Consider the following 6020-nt stretch of genomic DNA (forward strand, 5'->3'; position numbering starts at 1 on the left):
ATTCCGTTAGGAATCCTTGATTCTTTTTTATTTATTATCTTTTTGCACCAGAACCGGATATTTCGATAGTCAATATTTTTATCTATACTCTCTAAAACAATCAATAAAAGTATACATTCAAAGTATGATAAATAAAGAAACTAGAAAGGATTCATCCGAGTTAGATATTAAACATAGATCCTTTCATAAACACTTTTGGCAGGGCTAGAATTGTTCAATTAGATATTTGAACATATAAAATAATCCACTAGTATCTAAACTAGTGGAATTCAATTCATTATTTTTTCCATTCTGTAAGCTTGACATCCCATAGCAATGCATCTGTATCAATAAATTTAATACTAAGTTCATTTGCTTTAGCCAACTCTATCTTAAAAGAACTTGTGGATGTAGATATGCTTTCTTCAGAGAATCGAATGGTTTGTACATCTTTTCCATCAATAGAAATAATTATCTTACCGGAATGTTTGCTAGCACTATCAGGGATACCGAGATATCCCGAAAGTTTTGCATACTTACCTTTTAACAAGTATTTAAATTGCTGAGAATTTGTCCCTTTACTACTATACATATTTAATTTAGGTTCAATTTTTTTATGAGCCACTTCAAAGCTAGTCGAATTGTTAACTTTCGGTACATATCCAGTACTTTCTGTCAGTTGATTTAGCGCTATAACGGTTCCTTTTTTTAGGGATTGTTGTTCTTTTTCTAATGATTTATTAATTTCGCCTACAACTACAAGTACTCCTAATGTCAAGATAAGTGCTGTTACACCTGTAATAATAAAGTTTTTCAAAGTATTATTAGAGCGAAATCCTATTTTATATGCACAAAATCCTATTGTAGCACCCATTGCATTCACAATTACATCATCAATGTCAAAGCCACCAAGAAAAGTAACCATTTGTAGGACTTCTAGTATAAGAATAGAAATACAGAATGAAGTAATAAATCTAATAAAGCTACAACGATATAACATAGGAATTAATACCCCGAAAGGTATGAATGCTGTTAAATTTCCAAAATTAAAAAACCATAGATTAAAATCTTCCCTATCTACCATATTTGGCAAGCTCAAAGGAATACTACTCGGAATTAACTGGAATTCATATTCATGGTTAATATATTTTAATCCCAATCTATCAAAACCAAGAAACATAAAGTAGAGAATCAGAACGGAATATAGTCCTAATATTGCGAGGGTAATGTTACGATGTTTTCCTTTGATAATAAAACCTCCTATTACTAATAATTGTTCTTATTGATAATTTTTCAAATCCGTATATTTTAAATATAACAATAAAATCATGTTGGCGTAAGTAGTAATTCGGTTCTGTTGCAAAGTTTTTAAAAGTAAGCTAAACTTTTGCAAAACAAAGCGAGGAGAATACGTCATTCCTTTCTTTTTCTCTCGAACAGCTTGATCTTGTAGACGTTTTTTTGTTGTTTTTCTGTAAGTCGATGAACAATAACATGAGTCTGTACTTTGTCACTCATCCCTACATAAGCATCTGTTATATCATAGGTTTGTCCTGGCTGCATGGAATGCAGCAACTTCTCCATATCTAACTGAATTTACTGCATACCTTTCTTTATTCTTCCGTCTTGAAAGTAACCTGGATTGGGATTTTTCTGAATTACAGGCTAATAATGGTTCGCACATCATTATAGCGTGATTCTCCGTTACATATTGATCTTCTACAAACTCTTTCTGTTGGCTATATACTCTACGTTGGGTTCTGGTGCAAATATATGAAGAAGAACGCGGATAATAGTAGATTCCTAGTGAAATCGTATTTTATGCTATAAGTCCAAACACTTGGTGGATAAACTCTTTCTGATTTTGGACAGACTGATTCTGTAAACCAATCTGTCTCTTTATTATCATATGCATGGCTTCAATACCACTCAATATAGAGGTTGCTGTTTTAAATGACTTGAACCCTAACATAGAGTGCACACGTTTCTTCATAAAACGATGATCTTGTTCCACTATATTATTAAGATATCTAACTTGCCTTAGTTGTATGCCTTCAGGCATATATTTCTCTTCTTTCAACTCTTGAATCGCTACAGGATAGGCAGGGTTTTTATCTACTGTTATCACACGAGGTTTAGAAATATACGAAAAAGCCAAGGCTTTCTTGAAAAAGCGCTTGGCTGCTTGTTTATCTCTTGATTTACTTAGATAAAAATCAATGGTGTTCCCTTCGGAATCTACAGCACGATATAAATACATCCATTGACCTTTTATTTTGATATATGTTTCATCGACTCTCCACGAGTCATTTGTTGGCTTAAGATGATGTCGTACTTTCTCTTCTAATTGAGGCCCATATTGATGAACCCAGCGCATAATCGTTGTGTGAGCAATTGATAATCCTCTTTCCTCCATCATTTCCACCAGGTTACGAAAGCTCAAATTGTACCGTAGGTACCACCTTACTGCTAATAAGATTAGTTCCGGCTGATAATGCTTCCATTTGAACAAATTTTCCTTTTCCATACTAATCACACACCTTTTCTAGAGTAGTAATATCAGTATATCCAAGTTTAAGAGATTTTTTGCACCAGAACCTATGTATCCTATTATTAATAATAAAATTGTAAAAATGGCAATATTTATCTTTTTTTCTTATTCAATATTTTTCCTCCTTTACCTTTTGAAGTTCCTTCTCTTGTTGCTCCGCTTCTTGCTTCTTACGTTCTCTATCTTCCAGTGTTTCCCTAGCTTTCTCAATTGCGTTCTGTTCCTCTTTTGTATTTGTCCATCCGATAATCATAACAGACAGTCTAAAACATAAACAAACAGCCTTTATCTTGCTAACTCTCACAAGAACTCCTATTTTTTCTCTATCTGTATTTAACCTAGAATACAAAATTATGTCATTTTTATTCCCAGCTACATTTGAAAAACAGTATGTTTTTTATCTCACATCAATTATATCCATAAATTTAAGGAAAATTCTGTTATAAGATGCATCAGTACAAGTTATGAAATTTTTTATCGGATTTATGTCAGTTACAGTCATATATCTAGTAAGCAAATGACCCTCTCTATAATAAGTAATCAATTTCTTCTCTTCAGAAAGAAATGAACATAATAACATGTCTTCAATAAGTTCTTGTTCGTCTTGGGTTAATGTAGGGCGCTCCACTTTTGTCTGCTTTTTTACAATCTTACGAATACCAGCAAATGGAGTCCGCTTAACCATTCCTCTTCCTTTTGGCATATTTGTATAGTTCATGCTGTATGTCCCCCTAATTGCTATTAATAACTATATCATTATATCAAACTTTGGGGATATTTGAATTATTTATATAATTATAAAATAAATGTTTAGAGGTTTTGGCTCCATATAAAATCAAACCAATTTAACTAACCATGATTTTTATGGTTCTGGTGCAAATATATGAAGAAGAACGCGGATAATAGTAGATTCCTAGTGAAATCGTATTTTATGCTATAAGTCCAAACACTTGGTGGATAAACTCTTTCTGATTTTGGACAGACTGATTCTGTAAACCAATCTGTCTCTTTATTATCATATGCATGGCTTCAATACCACTCAATATAGAGGTTGCTGTTTTAAATGACTTGAACCCTAACATAGAGTGCACACGTTTCTTCATAAAACGATGATCTTGTTCCACTATATTATTGAGATATCTAACTTGCCTTAGTTGTATGCCTTCAGGCATATATTTCTCTTCTTTCAACTCTTGAATCGCTACAGGATAGGCAGGGTTTTTATCTACTGTTATCACACGAGGTTTAGAAATATACGAAAAAGCCAAGGCTTTCTTGAAAAAGCGCTTGGCTGCTTGTTTATCTCTTGATTTACTTAGATAAAAATCAATGGTGTTCCCTTCGGAATCTACAGCACGATATAAATACATCCATTGACCTTTTATTTTGATATATGTTTCATCGACTCTCCACGAGTCATTTGTTGGCTTAAGATGATGTCGTACTTTCTCTTCTAATTGAGGCCCATATTGATGAACCCAGCGCATAATCGTTGTGTGAGCAAATGATACTCCTCTTTCCTCCATCATTTCCACCAGGTTTATCTTATCTGGACAATAATAGCTTAGTCCCTCACAACGAGAGAGGGGAACATTTACATTTCTCTTATTTATTTTACCACTTGAACAGATGCTGGTTTCCAACCCTGATTCTCTATCCAATCAATATCAACCTTATATTTTTTATTACTTTGCTTATCTCGTACATTACCGTAGGCTTTATTATTGCCATTATTCCCAATAAAATCGAAAATCAATTGGCTCTCTGGAACATCAACAGCATAGGAAATTGCTTTTTTCATCTCATTCCAATCTACTGTTCCTTCTTTAAATTTCATTGCAGGTTTTGCTCCTTGCTCTGTACCAATTGGCTTCCAAGAAGGATTAGTTTGAGAACCCTTTTCTTGAGATATCGTTTTTTCTCCCTCTTTATTTTCATTTCCATTCGTTTTTACAGATTCTTCTGCTTTTTGTTTCTCTTCTAACTGTGCCGCTTCTTTATCTTCGTTCTTCTTTTCTACTATCTTTGCCGCTTCTTTATCTTCCTTCTTCTTTTCTACTATCTTTGCCGCTTCTTTATCTTCGTTCTTCTTTTCTACTATCTTTGCTTCTTCTTTATCTTCGTTCTTCTTTTCTACTATCTTTGCCGCTTCTTTATCTTCCTTCTTCTTTTCTACTATCTTTGCCGCTTCTTTATCTTCGTTCTTCTTTTCTACTATCTTTGCTTCTTCTTTATCTTCGTTCTTCTTTTCTACTATCTTTGCCGCTTCTTTATCTTCCTTCTTCTTCTCTTCTATCTTTGTTGCTTTCTTTTCTTGAGCAATTGCTTTCTTTGATGTATCAGACGTGAAAAACAACTGATATGTCACTATACAAACTGTCACTAATACCACACTAAATGCGATATTAAATATCCCCTTTTTACGACGATTTTGTTGTTTTTCTTGAAACCTGCTTCCTTGTCCCATTTTTCAAACCTCCGTGTTTATTTTCGCCTCTAATCTTTATGCATTGTTCCTGTGAATCTTAATATTTTTATTAAATAATAAAAAAGAACTACACTTCCCATACAGAATTCCATATAAAAATAATAAAATTTGTGCTTTTTCAAGTATCTGACATATGTTATTCAAAAATAGTTTAATAAATTAAAGATTGATAAGTTTCTGTGCTTAAGAAACCTTCGATTTTATTCAAATGTGATTCCATTTATGTCCACATTAGATCTCCTGTGGAAAGCTTATTAACAATTAAGCCTCTTCTTCCCTTATTTATAATTTTCAAATTAAACTGCCCTCTATAGCATACTAAAGATGTTTCATTTTCAAATGGGGTATGCCTTAAAATCAAAAAAGATTTTATCTCTTTTACCTTCTTTTCAGAATAACTTTCACCACTAGGAAATTCTATTATTCCTCATCTAATCTTCAATTCACTTTCATCACAAAACGAATCTTTATTAAGTTCCCTTATCTTTTGTATAAAGTGCCTTTGGATTTTTCCTATATAGAGCAATATTTCTTTCTTAGTGTATACCCTTCTTAAAAGCTTCTTCTCTACTGTAAAAGCCATTTAAACTATACAATTTATACCATTTATTATGTACTGTTTCTATTAATTTCACCTCTCTTTTTAGATAATAATATCATTTCAGAATGTTTCATTTATTTCGAATACATAGTCCTACTTACTTGAATTATAAATTGCGCTTTTCTATAATACATTTTATTATTAATAACTTCAATAATAAATATGTACATATGTTCATACATGTCCTATCGTTTGTTTCGTCACACAGGGCTCGTAGTTCTCGTCGGTAATTTTTCCTTTCTCTTGTGGGGAAAACAAAATATATACCTTCAAATGGGATTGCTTTTTCAGAAAAACAAGATGTGAACTACCCGCCACTTAACGTCCTAACGGACTGTCTGAAGTGGGGGGCTTCTCGGTTAGTCGTTACTTTTGATAGCTAACGAATTAGTCCTAAGACA

The 6020-nt window shown here is 32.7% G+C and carries 5 protein-coding genes and 4 pseudogenes; all 9 read right to left on the minus strand.

Going from position 1 to position 6020, the window contains the following annotated elements:
• Positions 1-277 precede the first annotated feature (277 nt).
• The 9 genes and pseudogenes from CQZ94_RS29970 to CQZ94_RS30005 all read right to left on the minus strand — a co-directional run bounded on the left by CQZ94_RS29970 (position 278) and on the right by CQZ94_RS30005 (position 5653).
• The gene (locus CQZ94_RS29970; RefSeq protein ID WP_258166090.1) at positions 278-1174 is read right to left on the minus strand and encodes a VanZ family protein; all 897 of its coding nucleotides are present in this window, start codon (positions 1172-1174) and stop codon (positions 278-280) included.
• A 204-nt stretch (positions 1175-1378) separates the two neighbouring features.
• Positions 1379-1641 (minus strand): annotated as a pseudogene (locus CQZ94_RS29975) (IS4 family transposase); the annotation flags it as partial.
• A pseudogene (locus CQZ94_RS32520) lies at positions 1622-1735 on the minus strand (VanW family protein); the annotation flags it as partial. The pseudogenes CQZ94_RS32520 and CQZ94_RS29975, both read right to left, overlap by 20 nt.
• Before the next feature lie 63 nt (positions 1736-1798).
• On the minus strand, positions 1799-2506 hold the full coding sequence (locus CQZ94_RS29980) for an IS6 family transposase (protein ID WP_105588344.1): 708 nt from the start codon (positions 2504-2506) through the stop codon (positions 1799-1801).
• Positions 2507-2639: 133 nt separating this feature from the next.
• Entirely contained in the window at positions 2640-2834 is a 195-nt protein-coding gene (locus CQZ94_RS29985) for a hypothetical protein (protein ID WP_105588345.1), read from the minus strand.
• A gap of 93 nt (positions 2835-2927) precedes the next feature.
• Positions 2928-3248 (minus strand): YolD-like family protein, encoded by a 321-nt coding sequence (locus tag CQZ94_RS29990; RefSeq protein WP_105588346.1) that lies wholly within the window; start codon positions 3246-3248, stop codon positions 2928-2930.
• 211 nt (positions 3249-3459) lie between these two features.
• Positions 3460-4071 (minus strand): annotated as a pseudogene (locus tag CQZ94_RS29995) (IS6 family transposase); the annotation flags it as partial.
• A gap of 68 nt (positions 4072-4139) precedes the next feature.
• A complete protein-coding gene (locus tag CQZ94_RS30000; RefSeq protein WP_105588347.1) occupies positions 4140-4997 on the minus strand; it encodes a YrrS family protein in 858 nt (285 codons plus the stop codon).
• Between the two features lie 241 nt (positions 4998-5238).
• Positions 5239-5653: pseudogene (locus CQZ94_RS30005) on the minus strand (sodium:proton symporter).
• Positions 5654-6020 lie beyond the last annotated feature (367 nt).

The sequence above is a fragment of the Bacillus sp. MYb209 genome, from assembly GCF_002975175.1.
GTDB lineage: Bacteria > Bacillota > Bacilli > Bacillales > Bacillaceae_G > Bacillus_A.

Coding starts and splice junctions, on each gene's coding strand:
- CQZ94_RS29980 (WP_105588344.1), bottom strand. CDS start 2,506: ATGGAAAAGGAAAATTTGTTCAAATGGAAGCATTATCAGCCGGAACTA.
- CQZ94_RS29990 (WP_105588346.1), bottom strand. CDS start 3,248: ATGAACTATACAAATATGCCAAAAGGAAGAGGAATGGTTAAGCGGACT.
- CQZ94_RS30000 (WP_105588347.1), bottom strand. CDS start 4,997: ATGGGACAAGGAAGCAGGTTTCAAGAAAAACAACAAAATCGTCGTAAA.